17 protein-coding genes are annotated in these 18,772 nt (G+C 73.4%); 2 read left to right on the forward strand and 15 right to left on the reverse strand.

Going from position 1 to position 18,772, the window contains the following annotated elements; genetic code table 11:
• Positions 1–71: 71 nt before the first annotated feature.
• Both HF519_RS17625 and HF519_RS17630 read right to left on the reverse strand, forming a co-directional pair.
• Complete coding sequence (locus HF519_RS17625; protein ID WP_169414061.1) at positions 72–461, reverse strand: hypothetical protein; 390 nt, start codon at positions 459–461, stop codon at positions 72–74.
• Positions 462–630: 169 nt separating this feature from the next.
• On the reverse strand, positions 631–1,302 hold the full coding sequence (locus tag HF519_RS17630) for a hypothetical protein (protein ID WP_169414062.1): 672 nt from the start codon (positions 1,300–1,302) through the stop codon (positions 631–633).
• 255 nt (positions 1,303–1,557) lie between these two features.
• Between HF519_RS17630 and HF519_RS17635 the strand changes: the two genes are divergently transcribed.
• On the forward strand, positions 1,558–2,586 hold the full coding sequence (locus HF519_RS17635) for an alpha/beta hydrolase (protein ID WP_246244349.1): 1,029 nt from the start codon (positions 1,558–1,560) through the stop codon (positions 2,584–2,586).
• Here the strand turns inward: HF519_RS17635 and HF519_RS17640 are convergent.
• From HF519_RS17640 to HF519_RS17655, 4 genes are all read right to left on the reverse strand, one after another.
• A complete protein-coding gene (locus HF519_RS17640) occupies positions 2,534–3,463 on the reverse strand; it encodes an RluA family pseudouridine synthase (RefSeq protein WP_169414064.1) in 930 nt (309 codons plus the stop codon). The two genes, HF519_RS17635 and HF519_RS17640, sit on opposite strands and share 53 nt — an antisense overlap.
• The gene (gene lspA, locus HF519_RS17645; protein ID WP_312860171.1) at positions 3,456–4,040 is read right to left on the reverse strand and encodes a signal peptidase II; all 585 of its coding nucleotides are present in this window, start codon (positions 4,038–4,040) and stop codon (positions 3,456–3,458) included. Before lspA ends, HF519_RS17640 begins: the two co-directional genes overlap by 8 nt.
• A gap of 34 nt (positions 4,041–4,074) precedes the next feature.
• Entirely contained in the window at positions 4,075–5,553 is a 1,479-nt protein-coding gene (locus HF519_RS17650) for a potassium/proton antiporter (RefSeq protein WP_169414066.1), read from the reverse strand.
• Between the two features lie 74 nt (positions 5,554–5,627).
• Complete coding sequence (locus tag HF519_RS17655) at positions 5,628–6,839, reverse strand: acyltransferase family protein (protein WP_246244346.1); 1,212 nt, start codon at positions 6,837–6,839, stop codon at positions 5,628–5,630.
• 59 nt (positions 6,840–6,898) lie between these two features.
• On the opposite strand from HF519_RS17655, the gene HF519_RS17660 reads away from it, so the two are divergent.
• Positions 6,899–7,624 (forward strand): CPBP family intramembrane glutamic endopeptidase, encoded by a 726-nt coding sequence (locus HF519_RS17660; protein ID WP_169414067.1) that lies wholly within the window; start codon positions 6,899–6,901, stop codon positions 7,622–7,624.
• 47 nt (positions 7,625–7,671) lie between these two features.
• Here the strand turns inward: HF519_RS17660 and HF519_RS17665 are convergent, their stop codons facing one another.
• The 9 genes from HF519_RS17665 to ftsZ form a co-directional block, all read right to left on the reverse strand.
• Positions 7,672–8,436, reverse strand: a complete 765-nt coding sequence (locus HF519_RS17665; RefSeq protein WP_169414068.1) for a class I SAM-dependent methyltransferase — start codon at positions 8,434–8,436, stop codon at positions 7,672–7,674.
• Between the two features lie 251 nt (positions 8,437–8,687).
• On the reverse strand, positions 8,688–11,966 hold the full coding sequence (gene ileS, locus HF519_RS17670) for an isoleucine--tRNA ligase (protein WP_169414069.1): 3,279 nt from the start codon (positions 11,964–11,966) through the stop codon (positions 8,688–8,690).
• Between the two features lie 302 nt (positions 11,967–12,268).
• Entirely contained in the window at positions 12,269–13,570 is a 1,302-nt protein-coding gene (locus HF519_RS17675; RefSeq protein ID WP_169414070.1) for a hypothetical protein, read from the reverse strand.
• A 76-nt stretch (positions 13,571–13,646) separates the two neighbouring features.
• Complete coding sequence (gene wag31, locus HF519_RS17680) at positions 13,647–14,519, reverse strand: DivIVA-like cell division protein Wag31 (protein ID WP_169414071.1); 873 nt, start codon at positions 14,517–14,519, stop codon at positions 13,647–13,649.
• Between the two features lie 56 nt (positions 14,520–14,575).
• Positions 14,576–14,860 (reverse strand): YggT family protein, encoded by a 285-nt coding sequence (locus HF519_RS17685; RefSeq protein WP_169414072.1) that lies wholly within the window; start codon positions 14,858–14,860, stop codon positions 14,576–14,578.
• 3 nt (positions 14,861–14,863) lie between these two features.
• A complete protein-coding gene (locus HF519_RS17690) occupies positions 14,864–15,589 on the reverse strand; it encodes a cell division protein SepF (RefSeq protein WP_169414073.1) in 726 nt (241 codons plus the stop codon).
• A 53-nt stretch (positions 15,590–15,642) separates the two neighbouring features.
• Positions 15,643–16,374, reverse strand: coding sequence for a YggS family pyridoxal phosphate-dependent enzyme (locus HF519_RS17695; RefSeq protein WP_169414085.1), 732 nt, complete (start codon positions 16,372–16,374; stop codon positions 15,643–15,645).
• Between the two features lie 108 nt (positions 16,375–16,482).
• Positions 16,483–17,181 (reverse strand): peptidoglycan editing factor PgeF, encoded by a 699-nt coding sequence (gene pgeF, locus HF519_RS17700; protein WP_312860172.1) that lies wholly within the window; start codon positions 17,179–17,181, stop codon positions 16,483–16,485.
• Positions 17,182–17,261: 80 nt separating this feature from the next.
• Positions 17,262–18,677 (reverse strand): cell division protein FtsZ, encoded by a 1,416-nt coding sequence (gene ftsZ / locus HF519_RS17705; RefSeq protein WP_169414074.1) that lies wholly within the window; start codon positions 18,675–18,677, stop codon positions 17,262–17,264.
• Between the last annotated feature and the right edge of the window lie 95 nt (positions 18,678–18,772).

The following is an 18,772-nucleotide window of genomic DNA, read 5'->3' on the forward strand; positions in this document are numbered from 1 at the left end:
ACCCCGCACACCTCGTACGAGACCCCGCCGTCTCCCCCGCCCACACGACCACTCGACGATCATGAGAAGCGTCACGCGTCCACGGCTGCGCCCGGCGCGTTGGTCGGGAGCACCGCGACCAGTAACAGCGCCGCGCTGCAGCTGACCAGCAGCACGGCCGGCAGCACGGCCGGCAGCACCGGCCGCGGTAGCGCGGCGCGGAACGGTCCCACCGCCGGCACGCAGCCGGCCACCGCGAGGGCGACCGCGCTGATCCCCAGCAGGGCGTACCCGCCGGGTACGCCGACGTCGCCGCTGATCGTCCGGCTCAGCGGGTCCACCGCCGTCGAGCCCGCCGCGTGCAGGACACCCATCAGCCCCGCGGCGACGATCACGCAGCCGAGGACGACCGGGACGGGCGGGTCACCCGGGCCGGCCCCGACGGGCCGCGACGGCGCTCCCGCACTCCCCCTCGGCGCCATGGTCATCACCGTGGCAGCGCGGCTCGGGCGGTGACATCAGGAATGCCACCCGGTCCGACCGGTCCGAGCAGGGATTTCCCTGACGTCCGCCGCGCACCAGCGGGGGCGGGGGCCCCGTCGCGCGTCATCGAGGTGTCGCCGCGACATCACCTGACGGACCGGTGAGGTCTCAGGTGGGCGGTACGGGACCGTCGTCGGGCAGTGGATCGGCGCGTCCGGTCTGCTCGGGCAGCAACGGGGACAGCGCGAGCTCGGCCGTGGCGGTCCCCGGGGGCGCCGCATGCACCGCCCGCACCGCGGGCCGGGCCGCGATGGCGTCCAGTGCCGCCCGGTCACCCTCCACCACGAGAGCCACGAGGCACGCACACGGGGCCGCGAGCGCGGCCTCCTCGGCGGCGGCAACCGCCGCCGCGCGTCCGGTCAGGCGCCCGGCGTCCACGGCGGCGGCGAACCCGGCGCGCTGCCGGGCCGTGTCCAGCGCGGTGGGCAACGGCACGCCGGGGGCGAGCGCCTCGAACCGCAGCGCGGTCTGCACGCGGGGCAGCGGGACCCGGAAGACGACCGACCGCACGGGCAGCGGCGCGTCATCGAGCAGCGCGATCACGTCCGGGGCCGCAAGCCCGGCCCGCAGCTGGACGAGGGCGGGCGCCGCGGCCCCCGGAGCGGGGAGCTCGGCGGGCAGCCGCGCGAGGTAGTCGGCCACCGGCTCTCCCGCCTCGGGTCCCAGCCGCACGGATCCCGCGGAGACCTGCGGGGCGGGCGACGCGAACTGCGACCCCGCGTACCAGGCGACCAGCAGCACGATGACCGCACAGCCCGTCCACACCGCGGCCCGTCGCATCCTGCCCCTCTCCGTCGCACCCACGGTGCCTCCGGGCCGCGACGGTGACGCCGGGCGGCCTGTCCGGGCCCAGTGTCGGCCCCGGTGGACGAGGACGCGGTGGCGGGTCCCTCGAGCGCAGGTGGCGCCATCCACGGCAGGCCTGGCGCGCTCACCCGGTCACGGAGGGTGCGCAGGGTACCGCCATGGAGGAGGGAGGCCGACACCCAGGTGTGAGAAACCGTTATCTGACCGTTACTAATGTCTCCGGCCGTGATGCTCCGGTGGCTCTCGTCGTTCACGATGCTCTGCGCGCTGCTCGCGCTGGGCATCCAGCCATCGGAAGCGTCCGTGCCCGGCACCGTGGAACGGGACGCCGGATGCGCCGCGGCCCTGTCGGCCCGGATCGGGGCGGGCGGGCCGGTGCAGGTGCTCGGCTGCGATCCGCGGGGGCGCGGGCTGGGGGTGCTGGCGCTGGGCGATCCGGCAACCGCCCGGCACGTCGCCGTCCTCGTGCCGGGCTCGGACATCGACCTCGGGAACCTCGAGGACCCCACCCGGCCCGGCCGCCGGCCCCTCGACTGGGCCCGGGCACTGGCCACCGCGGCGAGCCGCGAAAACAGCACCGCGGCGAGCCGCGAAAACAGCACCGCGGCGAGCCGCGAGAACAGCACCGCGGCGAGCCGCGCAGACGGCGGCCCCGCCGACAGTGGCGGCACCGCCGACCGCGGTGACACCGCCGTCGTCCTGTGGGTCGGCTACCGGACACCCCACGGCCTCGGCGCCGACGCGGCGTCCGGCCGGTTGGCCCGCGCCGGCGCCACGGCGCTGCAGCGGTTCATCGCCGGGTTGCGGGCCACGCACGCCGGGCAGCTGGATCTGACCGTGATCGGGCACAGCTACGGCGCTGTGGTCACCGCGCTCGCGGCGCCCGGTCTCGCCGCCGACGACATCGTGCTGCTGGGCAGCCCCGGCGCGCGCGCCCGGTCGGTGGCCGAACTACGCTCGCCGGCCCGCGTCTGGGCGGCCTGCGCCGTCGACGACTGGGCGCGGCTGATCCCGCACGTCCGGATCGGCGACATCGGTCACGGCACGGACCCGGCCTCACCGGCGTTCGGGGCCCGCACGCTGCCGGTCGACGGGACGTTCGGCCACAACGGCTACTTCAACCCCGGCTCCGCGGTCCTGGCCGGGCTCGCCGAGGTGATACGCGGCCGGCCCCCGGCCCCGCCGCCCGGGTTACGCGCAGGGCTCAGTCCTGCAGTCGCTCCAGGGCCTGCGCCAGGTCGTCCGGATACGGGCTGACGAACTCGACCCACCGGCCGTCGGCCGGGTGGTCGAACCCGAGGGCGTGCGCATGCAGCCACTGCCGCTGCAGCCGCAACCGCTTGGCGAGGGTGGGGTCGGCGCCGTAGGTGAGGTCGCCGACGCACGGGTGCCGCAGCGCGGAGAAGTGCACGCGGATCTGGTGGGTGCGGCCGGTCTCCAGGCTGATGTCCAGCAGCGACGCCGAGCGGAAGGCCTCGATGGTGTCGTAGTGCGTGACGCTGGGCCGGCCGCCCTCGACGACGGCGAACTTGTAGTCGTGACGAGGGTGCCGGTCGATCGGAGCGTCGATGGTGCCGCGCGTCGGGTCGGGGTGCCCCTGCACGATCGCGTGGTAGCGCTTGGACACCGTACGTTCCTTGAACGCCCGCTTGAGCACCGTGTACGCGTGCTCGGACTTCGCGACGACCATGGCCCCGGTGGTGCCGACGTCGAGGCGGTGCACGATGCCCTGCCGCTCGGCCGCACCGGAGGTGGACACCCGCACGCCGAGCGCGGTCAGCCCGCCGATCACCGTCGGTCCGGTCCAGCCGGGGCTGGGGTGCGCAGCGACACCGACCGGCTTGTCGACCACGACGATGTCGTCGTCCTCGTGCAGGATGCCGAGTCCGGCGACCACCTCGATCGGCCCGGCGATCTGGGCCGGGGCGTCCGGCTCGGGGAGCTCGACCTCGAGCCAACTGCCCGCGACGAGCCGGTCGGACTTGCCGGCGGTCCGGCCGTCGACCGCGACCCGACCGTCCTCGGCCAGGGTGGCGACCACGGTGCGGGAGAGCCCCAGCAGCCGGGAGAGCCCGGCGTCCACGCGCATTCCGTCCAGCCCGTCGGGGACCGGGAGCTGGCGAACATCATTCATGAACAGTCCTGTCCTGCTTCTTGCCGTCGACGTGGGTGCCGTCCAGCTCGCGGCCGATCAGTGCCAGGATCACGAGCAGCACCCCGCCGCTGACGATCGCCGCGTCGGCCAGGTTGAACACCGGCCACACGCTGCCGTCGGGCGCGAACAGCGAGACCGTGTCGACGACGTGGCCCAGCAGCGGCCCGGGAGACCGGAACATCCGGTCGCTCAGGTTGCCCAGGGCGCCGCCCAGCACCAGGCCGAGCGCCACCGCCCAGCCGACCGAACGCAGCCGCCGGGAGATCCGGATGATCACGGTCACGACGGCGATCGCGACCAGGGTGAGCACCCAGGTGTAGCCCGTGGCCAGGGAGAACGCCGCGCCGGGGTTGCGCACCAGTACCAGGTAGATCGCACCGCCGAGCAGCTCGACCGGAGGCCTGCCTTCGAGCAGCGCGACCCCCAGGACCTTGGTCACGATGTCGCCGACCAGCACGAGGATCGCGATGAGTGCGAGCAGCGCGATCCGGCGGGGAGCGGAGGCGACGGTGACCCCGGAATCGTCCCGGGAGTCGTCGGTGGGGGGGCCGGTCACGGCTCCATTGTTCCTCACCGTCGCGCGGGCCCGATCAGCGTCCGGACTCGCCGTGCCAGCGGGCCAGCCGGCCGGCCCGGTCGACCGCCCGGATCCGGCGCTCCGCCGGGCCGCGCGCCTCCGCCGTCGTCACCACGAGCAGCTGGTCGCGTTCGCGCAGCCGGGTCTCGCCGTTGGGCGTGAAGGCGGCGGCGTCACGGACCACCAGGCTGACCGTCGCGCCGACGGGCAGCCGCAGCTCGCGCAGGTACACCCCGCGCAGCCGGGATCCGACCGGTACCCGGACCTGCAGCAGGTCGGCACCCAGTTCGTCCAGCGGCGCGGCGTCGACCTCGATCTCCTGCGCCTCGGCCCCGGTCGCCACCCCGAGTTTGCGGGCCACCCACGGCAGCGTCGTGCCCTGCAGCAGGGTGAGCACAACGACCAGCACGAACACGACGTCGACCAGCCGGCCGCCGTCGGGGGCGCCTTCGACCAGCGCGATGAGCGCGAGGACGATCGGTACCGCGCCGCGCAGCCCCGACCAGGACAGGAACGCCTGCTCGCGCCACGGTATCCGGAACGGCGTCACCGCGGCGAGCACCGACAGCGGGCGCGCGGTCAGCAGCAGCACGGCGCCGGCGATCAGGGCCGGGACGATCGCCTCGGGCAGCCGTGACGGCGAGACGTAGAGCCCGAGCAGCACGAACAACCCGATCTGAGCCAGCCACCCCATGCCCTCGGCGAAGGAGAGCACGCCCCCGCGGTGGGGCAGGTTGGCGTTGCCGAGCACCAGCGCGGCGACGTAGGTGGCCAGCAGGCCGGAGGCGTGGACGAACTGCCCCGCGGCGAAGGCGAGTACGCAGACCGCCATGGCCGCGAGCGGGTACAGGCCCGTGGACGGCAGCGCGGCCCGCCGCAGAGCCCATCCGCCCGCGTACCCGAACCCCAGCCCGATCACCGCGCCCGCGACGAGCTCGTAGACGACGAGGGCGGGGGTCGCCCAGGTGATCGGGTCGGTGGACGCCAGCAGGATGACGGCGAGCACGACCGGCGCGTCGTTGATGCCCGACTCCAGTTCGAGCGCCCCGGCCAGCCGCCGGGACACCCCGGCGCCGCGCAGCACACTGAACACCGCCGCCGCGTCGGTCGACGACAGCACGGCGCCCCACAGGAACGCCTCCCGCCAGTCCAGCCCGAGCAGGTAGTGCAGGCCGGTGCCGGCCACCACGATGCTCGCCGCGACCGCGACCGTCGAGAGCGCGATCCCGATGCCCAGCGACGGTCGCACCACGTCCCAGCGGGTGGTGAGCCCGCCTTCGATCAGGATGAGGACCAGCGCGGCGATCCCGATGTTCTCGGTGAGCTGGGCGTCGGAGAACTGCACCCCGAGGACGGATTCGCCGAGCAGCATCCCGATGCCCAGGTAGAGCACCAGCGAGGGCATTCCGAGGCGGACCGAGACGCGCACAGCGAGAACGCCGAGCAACACCACCGCGGCAACGACGCCGAGAAGGACCTCCAGGCTCGCCATCCCCACCTCCGCCTCGGATGACTCTATCGGCGCAGGTAAGGGCCCCCGAGGTGGGCGTCCGGGGCCGGGAAGGGTCAGGCAGCGGCGATGTGCGGCGCCGCCTCGGTCGGGCGGCGGTGCCCGAACCGGCCGAAGAACCAGATGACCGGCAGCGTGCAGGCCAGCGACACCGCGATGTAGAGCGGCCGCTCCAGCCACCACGCGAGGTCGGGCACCGGCTTCTCGGCGAGCTCGCCGTTCCACGCGTAGATCAGACCGCGGCCGATGGCCATGCCGGTGGTGTGGAACAGGAACACCGGCATCGCGAACCGGTTGATGACCTCGATGGCGCGCCGCGGGCCGGGCCGGACGAGCCAGCGCTCCATGCCCGGCCGGGCGATCTCGGCGACCCCGACCTGGAAGGCGAGCAGCGCGAGGATGCACAGCGTCGGCGGGGCCATGTTCGAGGTCTCCCCCGGCACACCGACCATCGACCCCGGGTACAGCCCGGAGAAGACCAGCCCGACGAGCCCGAACAGACCCGCCCACATCAGCGCCGAGTCGACCCTCCGCGGCGCCTTGACCAGCGACTCGTAGTAGAAGCCCGCCTGGAACGCCACCCCCCAGACCAGCACCATGTTCGCGTAGGCCAACTCCTCGTAGCCCGCTCGGAAGCGCAGGATGTCGACGATCACGACCAGGCCGGCCATCCACACGAACGCGACCGCGCCGAACCGGCGCTGCAGCGCGAACCACAGCGGGATCAGCGCGATGAGCACCAGGTAGACGCCGATGAACCACAGCGGGCTGATCACCAGCAGCACTGCCCGGCCGACCCATCCGAGGTCGAACACCGCGCCCGTCCCCAGGCCGAGTCCCACCCACACCGTCGCGAGCACCAGCGCGGGCAGGGACAGCTTCCGGATGTTGCGCCACACGAAATGACCGAGGTGCTCGCCGCGCGCCCGGGCCCGGTGCCAGGCCCGCAGGTGGACGTAGCCGCCGACGAAGAAGAACAGCGGCAGCACCTGGAACAGCCAGGTCAGCACCCACAACCCCGAGGTGAAGCCGAGCGGGCTGGTCGCGGTGGGTCCGGTCGGGCCCCAGATCAGGATGGTGAAGGCCCAGTGCCACAGCACCACGACGAGGATCGAGAACGCGCGCAGGAAGTCGACGTAGCGGTCACGCTCGATCGGTGGCGAGCCGGGGATCGCGGAACGCTCCGGCGGCGGTGACGGCAGCCCGGACATCGCAGTCTGCGCAGACCGTCCCGAGGCGTCGTCACTCGACGCTTCCCGTCGGCTCATCGCTGCTCATCACCGCCCCGTCCCAGCGTCCTCGGGTATGGTCGCCCAGGATGGTCGGAATGACGACGGTCCTGGAAGCCCGCCACGGTCGCCCGGTCCGCGCCGTCCGGCGCCGGCTGGGGCTGTTCTCGGCGATCACGATCCTCGCAGCGTCGAACGTCGTCAGCAATCAGGTCTGGCCCGAGGCCTACATCCCGTGGAACCTCACGATCGCGGCCATCCTACTGATCTTGGCCAGGCGGTACGGGCTGACCTGGGACGATCTCGGGCTCGGGTCCGCGCGGTTGCGTCGCGGGCTGCTCGTGGGCGGGTTCGCCGCCGGTGTCGTCGGGTTGCTGTACCTGGTGGCGGTCACGCTGCCGGCCACCCGCTCGCTGTTCCTGGACTCCCGCGCGGCAGGGCCGCTGGGCACCGCGCTGTTCGCCGCGCTGGTCCGGATCCCGCTGGGCACGGTGGTGCTGGAGGAGACCGCGTTCCGCGGGGTGCTGCCGGCGCTGGTCGGCGGCGGCTGGTGGCGCGGGACCCTGGTGTCCTCGGCGCTGTTCGGGCTCTGGCACGTCCTGCCGTCCCTGGGCATGAGCAGCGCGAACGCGGCCGTCGGCGAGTACGTGGGAGGCTGGGGCGCGGTCGGGCAGGCCGGGCTCGCCGTGGTCGCCACGTTCGCCGCGGGCATCCTGCTGTGCGCGTGGCGACGATGGGGCGGGCACCTGGTCACCCCGATGCTGTCCCACATGGCGACCAACTCCCTCGGCGTGCTCATCGCCTGGTGGACGATCAGCGCCTGAGCCGGACCAGCCTCGCGAGTCGCGGTATCCCCGCGCGCGAGTCGCGGTCAGCCCGTGCGCCAGGTGAGCGTGGCCGCCATCCTGGGCCGCGGCGGGATCTCCTCCATCGCCGCCGCCACCTCGCCGACCCGCTCCGGCGGCAGACAGAGCCGGCGCGTCACCCACTCCGCGTCCTGTTTGGGCGGCTTCTCCCGCTCCCAGCTCGTCACCTCGGCCCGGATCCCGAGTTCGACGAGCACGCCGACGGCGTCGTCGGTCGTAGCGGGCGGGGGGCGGTGCAGGTCGTGGAACCGGACCCACAGCGGGTCGAGCCAGGCCATCGGGTGCTGGGCGAGCATCTCGACCACGACGCCGCGGCGGGCCGCCGCCGACAGCGCCTCGGCGAACGGTCCGAGCTCCACGACGTTGTGCAGCACGTGATGGCAGACGACGACGTCGGCTTCCCCCGCGTCCGGCGCCACCTCCGGCCACCGGCCGAGCACCGTGTCGTGCGGGACACCCCGGGCGCGCGCGCCCTCGGCGAACACGTCGAGCATGTCCTGCTGATGGTCCACACCGGTCAGGTGGGTGGCCCGCCCCACCAGCGCGAACGCGCCCGCCCCGCCGCCGCACCCGATGTCGAGCACGGTGCCGCCGTGGCCGAGCAGGTCGAGCGCCGCCCGGCGCGACGGCGTGTCGACCGGCTCGGCGGGCGCCGCGAAGTCCCGGGGATCGTGCACCCAGGGACTCGCGACGGCCCGCGCGAGGATCTCCGGCGGGACACCCCGGCCCGACTGCAACTCACGCCACCGCTGCGCCGCCGGACCGGTCATCGGCCCAGTATCCCGGCCCGCCCGGCGATCGTGGCCGGCCGCCACGACACCCCGTAGCCGCCCTGGCCAAACCCTCGGACCGGATCCTGCTCGCGGTGCCAGGTCGCCGTGGACGTCCCGGGTGACGGTCGCCAGGTCCAGGTGCGGTCCGCCGCACCACCGGCGCGGCCGCCCGGCGCAGCCGCCGCTCGGCCCCGACGGCGGGCCCCGCGCGACTCCCGGAGGCGGCGCGTGGGGCTGGCGCGGGCCCGTCAGCCCCCGGCGCGCTCGACCCGGACCAGGATGTCCACGCCGTCGCCCACGGTCGCGCGCAGCACACCGGGGGCCTCCGGGTCGAGGGCACCGTCCGCGATCGAGATCGCCAGCGTCTCGCCGCTGATGAACTCGCCGTGCGCCTGCAACGCGGCGCTCACGGTGGGCGCCCCGGCCTCGTCGGCGGCGGTGACGGTCAGCGCGATCCGGTCGGACACCTCCAGACCCGCCTCGCGGCGAGCCTGCTGGACCGCCCGCACCACGTCGCGGGCCACGCCCTCGGCGGCCAGCTCCGGGGTCACGACCGTGTCGAGCACGACCAGCCCGGTGTTGCCGGGCAGCGCACCGGTCTCCGCCGGGTCGGCCGCGACGAGCTTCTCGGTGAACTCCCCGGGCAGCAGCTGGATGCCGGCCGCGGTCACCGTGCCGTCGGCATCCTGCTGCCACTGTCCCGCCTTGACCGCGCGGATCACCTTCTGGGTGTCCCCACCCAGGCGCGGACCGCAGGCGCGGGCGTTGACCGCGATCTCGAACCGGCCGTGCGCGGCGACGTCGCGGGTCAGCGCGACCTCCTTGACGTTCACCTCGTCACGCAGGATGTCGGCGAACGGCTCGAGCACGTCCGCGTCCTCCGCCGCGACGGTCAGCTTCGCCAGCGGCAGCCGCACCCGCAGCCCGCGCGCCTTGCGCAGCGACAGCGCCGCCGACGCGACCTGCCGCACCCGGTCCATCGCCGCGACGAGGGCGTCGTCGTGCGGCAGCTCGCCCGAGGACGGCCAGTCCGTCAGGTGCACCGAGCGCCCGCCGGTCAGCCCCTGCCAGATGTTCTCCATGGTCAGCGGCAGCAGCGGGGCCGCCACCCGCGCCGTCACCTCGAGCACCGTGTGCAGTGTGTCGATGGCGTCGGCGTCGCCGTCCCAGAACCGCTCGCGCGAGCGGCGGACGTACCAGTTGGTCAGCACCTCGGCGTGGTCGCGGATCCGCTCGCACGCCCCGGCGATGTCATAGACGTCCTGGGCCGCGGTCACCTCGTCGACCAGCGACGCGGTCTTGGCCAGCACGTACCGGTCGAGCACGTGGGTGCTGTCGGTACGGGTCTCTCCCCGCCGACCGGCCGCGTTGGCGTACAGCGACAGGAAGTACCAGGTGTTCCACAGCGGCAGGATCGCCTGCCGCACCCCCTCGCGGATGCCCTGCTCGGTGACGACGAGGTTGCCGCCGCGCAGGATCGGCGAGGCCATGAGGAACCAGCGCATCGCGTCGGAGCCGTCACGGTCGAAGACCTCGGTGACGTCGGGGTAGTTGCGCCGCGACTTCGACATCTTCTGCCCGTCGTCGCCGAGCACGATGCCGTGCGCCACCACCGAGGAGAACGACGGCCGGTCGAACAGGGCCGTGGCCAGCACGTGCAGCGTGTAGAACCAGCCGCGGGTCTGCCCGTTGTACTCGACGATGAAGTCGCCCGGGTAGTGGTGCTCGAACCACTCGGTGTTCTCGAACGGGTAGTGCACCTGCGCGAACGGCATCGATCCGGACTCGAACCAGCAGTCCAGGACCTCCGGCACCCGGCGCATCATCGAGCGCCCCGTCGGGTCGTCCGGGTTGGGCCGGGTCAGCTCGTCCACGTACGGACGGTGCAGGTCGGTCGGGCGCACGCCGAAGTCGCGCTCGAGCTCGTCCAGCGAACCGTAGACGTCGGTGCGCGGGTAGCGCGGGTCGTCCGAGACCCACACCGGGATCGGTGAGCCCCAGTACCGGTTCCGCGAGATCGACCAGTCCCGCGCTCCCTCGAGCCACTTGCCGAACTGCCCGTCGCGGACGTGCTCGGGCACCCAGGTGATCTGCTTGTTCAGCTCGACCATCCGCTCGCGGAACGCCGTGACCTGCACGAACCACGAGTCGACAGCCCGCTGGATGAGCGGGTTGCCACAGCGCCAGCAGTGCGGGTACGGGTGGTCGTAGGTCTCGTGACGCAGCAACACGCCCGTCGCGTGCGGGGCGCCGTCACGCAGGTCGCGGATGATCTGCGGGTTGGCGTCGAACACCTGCACGCCGGTGTAGGGCGGTACCTCGGTGGTGAACTCGCCGCGCCCGTCGACCGGGACGACGGCCTGGATGTCGGCAGCGTCGGTGACGGCCTTGTCCTCCTCACCGAAGGCGGGTGCGATGTGCACGAGCCCGGTGCCGTCCTCGGTGGTGACGTAGTCGGCGGCCAGCACCTGGTGGGCGTTCTCCCGGCCGGTGAAGAAGTCGAACGGCGGGGTGTAGGACAGACCGAGCAGGTCCGCCCCCTTCAGCCGGCGCAGCACCCGCGGCTGTTCGCCCAGCTCGCGGGCGTAGTGGCCGAGCCGGGCCTCGGCGAGGACGTAACGCTCACCGCGGTGGTCGGTGTCGGTCTCCACGAGCACGTAGTCGACGTCGGGGTGCACCGCGACCGCCAGGTTCGACGGCAGCGTCCACGGGGTGGTCGTCCAGACCAGGGCCAGCGCCCCGTCCAGCTCATCGCCCGGGTCGATCTCCTCGCCCTGGGTCTCGTCGCTCGGGGTGACCTCGCCGGTGACCTCCGGCGGCACGCGCAGCCGCAGGCCGACGGTGACCGCCGGGTCCTGCCGGTCCAGGTAGACGTCGTCCATCTTGGTCTCGGTGGCCGACAGCGGCGTCTCGCAGCGCCAGCAGTACCAGAGCACCCGGAAGCCGGAGTAGACCAGACCCTTGTCCCACAGGGTCTTGAACGCCCACATGACGCTTTCCATGTAGTCCAGGTCGAGCGTCTTGTAGTCGTTGTCGAAGTCGACCCAGCGGGCCTGCCGGGTGACGTATTCGCGCCATTCGTCGGTGTAGCGCAGCACGGAGGAGCGGCAGGCCTCGTTGAAGGCCGCGACACCCATCTCCTCGATCTCGGACTTGTGCTTGATCCCGAGCTGGCGCTCGGCCTCGACCTCGGCGGGCAGGCCGTGGGTGTCCCAGCCGAATCGGCGCTCCACCCGCTTGCCGCGCATCGTCTGGTAGCGCGGGACGACGTCCTTGACGTAACCGGTGAGCAGGTGGCCGTAGTGCGGCAGACCGTTGGCGAAGGGCGGGCCGTCGTAGAAGACGAACTCGTTGCTGCCGTTCTCCCCGGCCGGGCGGGCCTCGACCGAGGCGGCGAAGGTCTTGTCCGCTTCCCATGCCTCGAGCACATCACGCTCGAGGCCGGGAAAGGACGGGTGCGCGGGAACGGCGGGATACCCGCCGGTGCTTCCCGGTCGCGGGTTCGTCGGCGCGGTGTCGCTGGCCATGGTCGTGGTGCTCCTCGTGCGGCGCTTGCTCGTGTCTCAGCTGTGCCTGCACGGGGACGACGGCCCGATGGCCGGGCGCCGCGGTACCACCCCGCTTGCCGCCGGCGTGTTCCGACGCCGACGACCACTCGATTCACGGCTGTGACGGGCCGCTCCCGTCCGGGTCTACTCCAGGCGGATCAACTCGGGCCTGTTTCTTCCGGAGGCTCCCCGGTGATGGCCGGATCGATGCCTGTGATGGTGCTATCCAAAGGGTAGCGCGCACGCGCGACCCGGTATTCCCGGCCTGCCGGGACAGCCCGTCAGCGTGCCGTGGCCGGATGGCGGCTGCTGAGGGTGCGGTCGGGAGCACACCACCCGCACGGGGTGAAGCCGAGCTCGACGGCCTCACGCACCGGCAGCGGGATGATCGGCTTCCCGGGCAACGACCGGCAGCCGGGCACGTGGTACCGCGGGAGCTCGTCGACGACCACGACCTCGTCGTTCAACCTCGCGACGAGCGCCGCGGCCGCGGCGTCACGCTGCTCCTCCGGCGGCTCCTCGTTCGGAGCGGGCTGCACCATCGCGGCGGCCGGGTCCTGCTGGACACCGCGCGGGTCCTGGTGCTCCCGTCCGGGCGCCTCGGGGCGGCTCCCCGCGGGGATCTCACCCACCGGGGCGTCGGGTCGGCCGGACTCGCCCGCCGGAGGGCCCGCCGGAGGCGGCGTACCCGCCACGGCCGGCGTACCCGCGGCCGGCACCGCCACGGTGGGCCCGTCGATCTCCGACGCATCGCCGGGAGCGGCCTGGGGCACACCGTCGGCGGTCGCGCTCTCGCGGTCGCCGTCCGGTCGCGCGGACTCTCGGGGTTCGGCCCCGGCCACCGCGCCTGCGGGAACCCCGCCCGGGGCGTCGCCCGTCGCGGGAGCCGCTGGGTCGGCTCCCGGGTCGGCGGGCTGCACCGACTCCTCCGGTTGGACCGGCCGGTCGGACCCGTCCGGCGGAGCCGGCTGCGCCGCCTGCGCCGGTGCCGCGGGCTCCATGCCCGGGGCGGTCCCGGTCGGCCCGACCACCACGGCGGTGTCGTCGAGAGCGTTCCGGTCACCCTCCGACCCGTCGGGGGCGTCCACGCCTGCGAGCGAGGACGCACCCTCGGAGTCAGTCACACCGGGTGACGAAACGATGCCCGATGGGGTGACATCGCCAGCAGCGCCAGACGGTCGCTCCGCAGCGCCGGACGGCTGGACCATCGGCATCACGACGGTCTCCTGCGAGTCCCCCGTGAGATCGAAGCGCGGATCCACCGGCGCCGGCGGCGGAACCACCGGGCCGGTGGGCCGCTCGGGCGACATCCCGGGAACGGGCCCGGAGGCGGGAATGACCGGGATGACCTCGGTGACCGGCTCGATGTCCGCCACGGGTGGGGCCGGAGCCTCGGCGGCAGGGCCGGCGTCGGAGCCGGCCCGCACCGCCGCGCGGCGCTGCAGCCAGTCGACGAGCAGCACCGCGGCGGCACCCACGCTCACCGCGACGGACACCCAGGCCCACAACACGCTGCCCGAGAGCAGCGCGACCACCAGCAGGCCGAAGGCGATCAGAACGAGGATCAGAACCAGCAGCAGCACGATTCACTCCGTGTGCGGCGGCGCGGCGTGGGGCCGTCCACCCGGGTCGGTGAGGCGATCGGGCCGAACGGGGCGGTCAGCTGCCCGCGTCCGCGCGCTGGCCGTACCCGGTGGCGGCGTAACCACCGTTGGGGTTCGACCGGGCGTCCGACGGAGCGGCGGAACCGCGACCCTCCAGGTCCCGGAGCTGGGACTCCAGGTAGGTCTTCAGCCGCGTGCGGTACTCCCGTTCGAAGGTCCGCAGCTCGTCGATCTTCTTCTCCAGCACGGACTTGTCGCGCTGGATGGTTCCGATGATCTCGGACTGCTTGCGCTCGGCCTCACTCACCAAGGTCGACGCCTTGTCACGCGACTGCCGCTCGAGCGTCTCCGCCCGCGTGCGGGCGTCGTTGAGCATGGTCTCGGCACGACCACGCGCGTCGTTGACCAGGCCGTCGGACTTCGTGCGGGCCTCGGAGAGCAGCTGCTCGGACTTCGTCCGGGCGTCGGCCAGCATCGAGTCGGCCTCGTTCTTGGCCTCGGCGGTCAGCCGGTCGGCCATCTCCTGGGCGAGGCCCAGGACCTTGGCGGCCTGGACGTGGTGGTCACCACCGCCGAGATCGGCGCTGTCGGCCATCTGGGGCGGCGGCGCGGCCATCGCACGCTGCGGCTGCAGCGGCGGCTCGACCGGGCGCTGCATCTGCTGGGCGGGCGGCGGTCCGGCCGGCCCTCCCAGCGAACCGCCCTGCGGACGGGAACGGGCGTCCTCCAGGTCGGCCTGCGCGTTCCCGAGTCGCTGCTCGAGCTGGGAGACCTGCTCGCGCAGGTCATCGTTCTCCTCGATCAGGCGGGCCAGTTCGGCCTCGACCAGGTCGAGGAACGCGTCGACCTCGTCCTCGTTGTACCCCCTCTTCCCGATAGGGGGCTTACTGAACGCGACGTTATGAACGTCGGCGGGCGTCAGCGGCATCGGATCACCTCATGCAGTCCTCGGCGGCGAAACCGGGTGACTGGGGCTCACACCGGCTACGGCTGGGCAACGTTCATCAGTATGAACACGACCAGCAGCAGAACCATAATCGACAGGTCCAGTCCTACGCCCCCGATGCGGACGACGGGGATCACTCTCCGCAACAACTTCACCGGAGGATCGGTCACTGTGAAGATCACTTCGAGGGCGACGGCGCTGTTGCCGACCGGCACCCACTGACGCGCGAACGAGCGCACCAGCTCGACGACGATCCTGGCCGTGAGCAGCAGCCAGAAGAAGAACAGGGCGTAGTAGACGACGAACTGCAGAGCAAGGGGCACAGCTCAATCCTGGCGGAACAACCCGCGTTCTGCGAGCCTGCGGGCGTCGTCGGCCGACACCTCGACATCCGCCGGTGTGAGAAGGAAGACGCGGCTGGTGACCTTGTCGATCGAACCGCGCAGCGCGAAGGCGAGCCCCGCGGCGAAGTCGACGAGCCGCTTGGCCGCCGCGTCGTCGAGCTCTGTGAGGTTCATGATGACGGGCACGCCGTCGCGGTAGCGCTCACCGATCGTTCGTGCCTCGTTGTAACTGCGCGGCTGCAGCGTTGTGATCTTTGCCAAAGCCGCGGCACCGCGGTCGCGCTGCTCGGGCACCGCGGTGGGGGTCACGGGCCGCTCGACGGGACGCACGGGCTCCCGCAGCGCCGCGTCGGGGTCGACGGCCAGCGCGCCGCGGACGGCGGCGGCACCGAGACCCGAGCCGCCGATCCCGCTCAGCCCGCGCGCCGGCTCCCGGTCGACGCGGCTCTCCCCGCGGATGTCGCGCGGCCGGTCCAGCGCGGCGGACCGGACGGGCTCCCGGACGGGCCGGCGGTCCCACTCGCCGTCATAGCGGTCCTCGGCCCGGTCGTCGTAGTCGAACCGGTCCCCCGGGTCGGCCCAGCGATCGTCATGGGCACGCCGGGGCCCGCCGCCGAAGCGGTCCATCCCCGGCTCGTCGACGTACTCGCCCATGTCCTCGGCCGGCACCATTCCGAAGTAAGCCTTGAGCCGGTACATCGCGCCCATTCGCGCTCCTATCGTCGACGCCCCCGTCGCCCGGCCGCCCCCGCGGCCGACGATCACCGGGAGGTTATCCGCCGTTCCCCCACAAGGGCCGTTCCGACACGCACGCTCGTCGATCCGTGACGGATCGCCACGTCGAGGTCAGCGCTCATCCCGGCCGACAGCTCGGTCGCCCCGGGGTGCGCGGCGCGCAGCCGGGCGGCGGCGTCCGCGATCGCGGCGAACGCGGCGTCCGGGTCGGCTCCCAGTGGGGCGACCGCCATCAGGCCGTCCAGCCGCAGGTCGGGGCACCCTTCGACGTGGTCGGCGAGTTCCAGCAAGCCGGCGTCGGAGACCCCGCCGCGCTTCGGGTCACCGTCCACACTGTACTGGAGCAGTACCGGCAGGGGTCCGTCGCGGGTTCCGTCGTCGACCGCCCGGCGGGCGGCGGTGGCCAGCGCGTCGGCCAGCCGCACCGAGTCCACCGACTCGACCCGCGTCACCCACGGGGCCACCACCCGTACCTTGTTCCGCTGCAGCCCGCCGACGAAGTGCCACCGCGGCAGGGCATCGGGGCGCAGCTTCGCCACCTCGGTGACCTTCGTCGCGGCCTCCTGCGCCCGGTTCTCGCCGAAGGTGGCCAGCCCGAGGTCGAGCAGGGTGGCCACGTCCTCCGCCGGAACGGTCTTGGTGACGGCCAGCAGCGCGACCTCGTCCGGGTGCCGGCCGACGGCGGCGCAGGCCGCGGCGATCCGCTCCCGGAGCGACTCCAGTCGCTGCGCGAGCTCCACGCGCCGTTCCTCGGTCACCGTGCTCACCACTGTCCTCCACGAACCGCGTTGTGGAGCCCTGACGTGGTGCCAGAGCCCCCTGGGACCACGTTATGGCTCCACGGCGCGGCATCGCGTGCGGGGCTGTCAGCCGGGGTCCAGCCAGGTCACGGCCGCCAGGCGCCCGGTGCGGCCCTCGCGGCGATGGCTGTAGAGGTCCGGGTCCTCGACGGTGCACCGCGGATCGACGCCGATCCGCGCCACGCCGATCCCGGCCAGCTGACGCCGCAAGCCGGCCCGGAGATCCAGCCCCGGCGTGCCGCGACGGGTGCGGGTGGCGCTGCCCGGCAGCGCCGCGTCCACCTCGGCGCGCATGGCCGCGGGCACCTCGTAGCAGGCGCCGCACACCGCGGGCCCCAGCAGCACCTCGAGAGCCTCGGGCCGGGTGCCCAGCTCCGCCATCGCCGCGACGGTGGCCGGCAGCACCCCGGCTGCGGCACCCACCCGCCCCGCGTGGGCGGCGCCGACGACCCCGGCGACCGGGTCGGCGAGCAGCACCGGGACGCAGTCGGCCGCGAGCACCGCGAGCCCGACGCCGGGCTGCGCGGTGACGACCGCGTCGGTCTCGGGGATGTCAGGTGCCGCCGGATCGGCCGGGGCGTCGACGGTGGCGACCCGGACGCCGTGTACCTGCTGCAGGAACACCACACCCGGGGTCAGCCCCAGCTCCACCGCGAGCCGGCGCCGGTTCGCCGCGACCGCGGCGGGATCGTCACCGACCTCGCGGGACAGGTTGAAGCGGGCGAACGGACCCGTGGACCGGCCGCCGGCGCGGGTGGTCACCACCCGCCGGACGCGCGGCCCGGGAGCTCTCCCCGCTGTCCCGCCGGTCAACGAACCACTCGGCGTCCTGCTCGGCGCCCTGGTCAACGCCGCATGAACGGCGGTACGTCCACGTCGTCGTCGAGGTCGGAGTCCGAGGACCTCGCCGGGGCGGCGGATGCGGCCGGCCCACCGGACGCGGCCGACGGTGCTGCGGCCGACGCCGCGGCAGCGGGCGGGGCGGCCGGGGCCGGCTCGGCGGCCCCGCCCGTGGCGCCCGGCTCGGTCATCCCCGATTCGCGTCGCGCGGTCTCCGGCTGGCGCGGCGAGGGCGGGGCGTAGGGCGAGACCGGCGGCAGCGTACCCGCCTGGTTCGGGCCGACCGGCGCACCGTTGCCCTGGGGCGAACCGTTGCCGGACTGGACATGCTGGGGCACGGCCGGCGGGGGCGGTGTGGGCGCCGCAGGGGCCGCGGGAGCGGGTGCGGACGCCGTGGTGCCGCTGGCCCCGGGGTCCGCCGCCGCGGAGTCCCCCGAGCGGAACGCGGCCGGCTCGAGCTTCTTGTGGGTCGGCGTGCCCCCCTCGAAACCGGCCGCTATCACGGTGACGCGCACCTCGTCGCCGAGTGAGTCGTCGATCACCGTGCCGAAGATGATGTTGGCCTCGGGGTGCGCGGCCTCCTGCACCAGCGACGCCGCCTCGTTGATCTCGAACAGCCCGAGATCCGAGCCGCCGGCGATCGACAGCAGCACGCCCTGGGCGCCGTCCATGGACGCCTCGAGCAGCGGCGAGTTGATCGCCTTGCCGGCTGCCTGCACCGCCCGGCCCTCACCGCGCGAGGACCCGATCCCCATCAGGGCGCTGCCCGCCCCGGACATGACGCTCTTGACGTCGGCGAAGTCCAGGTTGATCAGGCCCGGGGTGGTGATCAGGTTGGTGATCCCCTGCACACCGGAGAGCAGCACCTCGTCGGCCGAGCGGAACGCGTCCATCAGGGACACGCCCACGTCGCCGAGCTGCAGCAGCCGGTCGTTCGGGATGACGATCAGGGTGTCGCACTCGTTGCGCAGCGACTGGATGCCGTCCTCGGCCTGCCCGGCACGGCGCTTGCCCTCGAAGGTGAACGGCCGGGTGACCACACCGATGGTGAGCGCACCGAGCTTGCGGGCGATGCTCGCCACGACGGGCGCGCCACCGGTGCCGGTGCCGCCGCCCTCGCCGGCGGTCACGAAGACCATGTCGGCCCCCTTGAGGACCTCCTCGATCTCCTCGCGGTGGTCCTCGGCGGCCTTGCGGCCGACCTCGGGGTTGGCCCCGGCGCCGAGACCCCGGGTCAGCTCACGGCCGATGTCGAGCTTCACATCGGCGTCAGACATCAGCAGGGCCTGCGCATCGGTGTTGACCGCGATGAACTCGACCCCCTTGAGGCCGACCTCGATCATGCGGTTGACGGCGTTCACGCCGCCGCCACCGATGCCGACGACCTTGATGACGGCCAGGTAGTTGTGCGGGGGCGTCATGCGCGGCACCTTCCAGTCCAGCGGGTCCGGTCCAGCTCGGCTCGGGCCGGGCCTTCCTCGCGAACGCTAGGTCCCGCCATCTCGACGGTCCAGCA

Origin of the sequence: Pseudonocardia bannensis (assembly GCF_012911875.1) — a bacterium.
GTDB lineage: Bacteria > Actinomycetota > Actinomycetes > Mycobacteriales > Pseudonocardiaceae > Pseudonocardia > Pseudonocardia bannensis.

Coding starts and splice junctions, on each gene's coding strand:
- HF519_RS17660 (WP_169414067.1), top strand. CDS start 6,899: ATGACGACGGTCCTGGAAGCCCGCCACGGTCGCCCGGTCCGCGCCGTC.
- ileS (WP_169414069.1), bottom strand. CDS start 11,966: ATGGCCAGCGACACCGCGCCGACGAACCCGCGACCGGGAAGCACCGGC.
- HF519_RS17655 (WP_246244346.1), bottom strand. CDS start 6,839: ATGAGCCGACGGGAAGCGTCGAGTGACGACGCCTCGGGACGGTCTGCG.
- HF519_RS17690 (WP_169414073.1), bottom strand. CDS start 15,589: ATGGGCGCGATGTACCGGCTCAAGGCTTACTTCGGAATGGTGCCGGCC.
- HF519_RS17665 (WP_169414068.1), bottom strand. CDS start 8,436: ATGACCGGTCCGGCGGCGCAGCGGTGGCGTGAGTTGCAGTCGGGCCGG.
- HF519_RS17630 (WP_169414062.1), bottom strand. CDS start 1,302: ATGCGACGGGCCGCGGTGTGGACGGGCTGTGCGGTCATCGTGCTGCTG.
- ftsZ (WP_169414074.1), bottom strand. CDS start 18,677: ATGACGCCCCCGCACAACTACCTGGCCGTCATCAAGGTCGTCGGCATC.
- HF519_RS17640 (WP_169414064.1), bottom strand. CDS start 3,463: ATGAATGATGTTCGCCAGCTCCCGGTCCCCGACGGGCTGGACGGAATG.
- HF519_RS17650 (WP_169414066.1), bottom strand. CDS start 5,553: ATGGCGAGCCTGGAGGTCCTTCTCGGCGTCGTTGCCGCGGTGGTGTTG.
- HF519_RS17625 (WP_169414061.1), bottom strand. CDS start 461: ATGGCGCCGAGGGGGAGTGCGGGAGCGCCGTCGCGGCCCGTCGGGGCC.
- HF519_RS17635 (WP_246244349.1), top strand. CDS start 1,558: ATGCTCCGGTGGCTCTCGTCGTTCACGATGCTCTGCGCGCTGCTCGCG.
- wag31 (WP_169414071.1), bottom strand. CDS start 14,519: ATGCCGCTGACGCCCGCCGACGTTCATAACGTCGCGTTCAGTAAGCCC.